At 31.2% G+C, this 2,233-nt stretch carries 1 protein-coding gene and 1 pseudogene; both read right to left on the bottom strand.

The window, feature by feature from the left end; translation table 11 throughout:
- Nucleotides 1-115: 115 nt before the first annotated feature.
- Nucleotides 116-1,135, bottom strand: a pseudogene (locus AB8M93_RS18695) (IS30 family transposase).
- A 173-nt stretch (nucleotides 1,136-1,308) separates the two neighbouring features.
- A complete protein-coding gene (locus AB8M93_RS18690) occupies nucleotides 1,309-2,097 on the bottom strand; it encodes a DUF6090 family protein (RefSeq protein ID WP_373060500.1) in 789 nt (262 codons plus the stop codon).
- Nucleotides 2,098-2,233: the final 136 nt, after the last annotated feature.

The raw sequence follows: 2,233 nt of genomic DNA, 5'->3' as shown, positions 1-2,233 counted from the left end.
ATTTTAATACTTGTTAAAATATTTCATATTTATAATTTTTTTAGATATAATTTTCATTCTTAGAAAAATGAAAACGAATCGCTGGATTCAAGGATTCAACGCAACAAAGCGTTAGTTAAAGGTTAGTATTCAAATATAATTTTTTTCGTTCAAGATCCATCATTTCTTGAGGAGTATTATAGCCCAAAATTTTACGTGGTCTGTTATTGAGTTTGTCTTATATAATTTGTAGCTGTTTTGCATTGATATTATTAAAATTTGTTCCCTTTGGGAGGTATCTCCTGATGAGTCCATTTGTATTTTCGTTGGTACCTCTTTCCCAGGAAGAATAGGGGTGGGCAAAGTAAATTTCCATCCCTGTTTTCTGTGTAATGTTTTTATGTTGGGCCATTTCAATTCCGTTGTCGTATGTCATTGTTTTCTTAAAAATCGGATCAAGATTATTTAATGTTTTGGAGAATTTTTTACTGACATGATTGGCTTTTTTGTTCTCTAATTTTACAATCAAGGTATACCTGAACTTTCTTTCCACGATAGTTCCTATAACGCTTTTATGATTAGCTCCAACCATTAAATCACCTTCCCAATGACCACTTTCTTGCCTATCTTGGATATGAGATGGCCTACTGTCAATACTGACCTGATCAATGATTTTACTGCCTTTTCTTTTACGATGTAGCCTTGATTTTCGTCTTTTTGTTCCTCTTACTAAAAGTTTAATGAGTTTCATATTTAACCTTGCCTGGGGCTTCTTATAAATATGTTGATAGATGGCTTCGTGAGAAATAGACATCACCGGATCATTAGGGTAATCCTTTTTGATTCTTCCGGAAATTTGTTCAGGTGTCCACTCTTTCAAAAGACCTTTGTAAACGTAAATGCAAAGTCTTTTATAGGTGCTTATTTTATCCTTATTTCTCTTGTTGAGATAATCATCTTTAGCATTAAAATGAGCCAGATCTGCATTGTATTTTTCCGTGGGTTTGGTTACCCATCTATTGACTTCTCTGGTGATGGTAGATCTGGTTCTACCAAGCTTTTTAGCGATAAAGGATTTGGACTTTTTTTCCTCTAAAAGAGTCTGGATAATCACTCTTTCTTGATGAGTCAATCGCCGGTGTTTTTTTAGTTCCATACAACAAATCTAAAAGTATGATTTGTTGCGTTAAGTTATTGAACCCAGGCTTTAAAGAAATTCTTGTGCACAACGGTTACGGTTATCGCAAGTTGCGGGAGTAGGTACGCGGACTTGTCGGATTAACTATTTTCTTTCCTGGTTTCTAAAATTACACTTTTCGACAATACCCGTTATTTGCGATGAACCGATGTTGTGCTTTCGTTATTTTCCCTTAATTCCTTTTCGATTAAAATTTTTATATCTTTAATTTCTTCATCGAGGTTTTCCCGAAAATCAATCACATCTTGTGTAAATGATAATTTCATACCGAGAAGATTTCTTATTCTTTTATTTTTAAGTAACTGCGAATAATTATTTTTTGATTCGTTGTCAATATTAATATTTGTTACGTTGGATTTTATTAAAATAATGAAATTGACGTCGTTTTCTAATATGTCATCTATACGAATTTGATGTACACTCAATCTGTCGTCAAGAATGTCATCGAGTTTATTTAGACGAAATTCTAATTCTGTAAATTTTTCATTTATATTCTTATTTTTAATTAAGCTCAGTTTTTTAGTGCTTTTCAGATTATTGTATGCGTTGAAAGTTGGCATATCACTTTGTAAATCCCAAACGGCATTTTTAAAAGTAGAATCACTAATTATTTTGGAGTTTTTTTGAGTAGTGTCAGCATCAATTCCAAGAAGTTGTATTAAGTCTTGCTTTAATCTCTTTTCTTCATTAATTAATAATTCAGATTGTATTTTCGATAGTTTTAGATTTTCTAATAAGCTTTCTAAAATGTCTTCTTCCTCAATTGAGTCTTTTCTGTTTTCATTCCAATTATTAATTGATAGAGCAATTAAAATTCCAATGACAACAAGAATAATTTCTCCGATAGCATAAGTCAAATATTTCCCAAATTTATTTTTAATGAGAGTCTTTTGTCGAATTTTCCTAAAGAATTTTATCATTAGAAATTATTTTTCCTAAGATATGATTTTTAGTTATTTACTCAATAAAATAATGAAGCACAACGGTCTCCTTTACTTCGTTCAATAATAAATATACCTTTGAGATGAAGAAGGAGGAGAACTAAAACGGTCTCTA

It is taken from the genome of Autumnicola aciditolerans (genome assembly GCF_041679265.1).
Lineage (GTDB): Bacteria > Bacteroidota > Bacteroidia > Flavobacteriales > Flavobacteriaceae > Autumnicola.
The sequence above is the reverse complement of the archived record's forward strand: the minus strand, read 5'-3'. Positions and strand labels throughout refer to the sequence as shown.

Bases quoted from the DNA above. Each gene is read 5' to 3' on its own strand.
- AB8M93_RS18690 (WP_373060500.1), bottom strand. From the start codon at position 2,097: ATGATAAAATTCTTTAGGAAAATTCGACAAAAGACTCTCATTAAAAAT.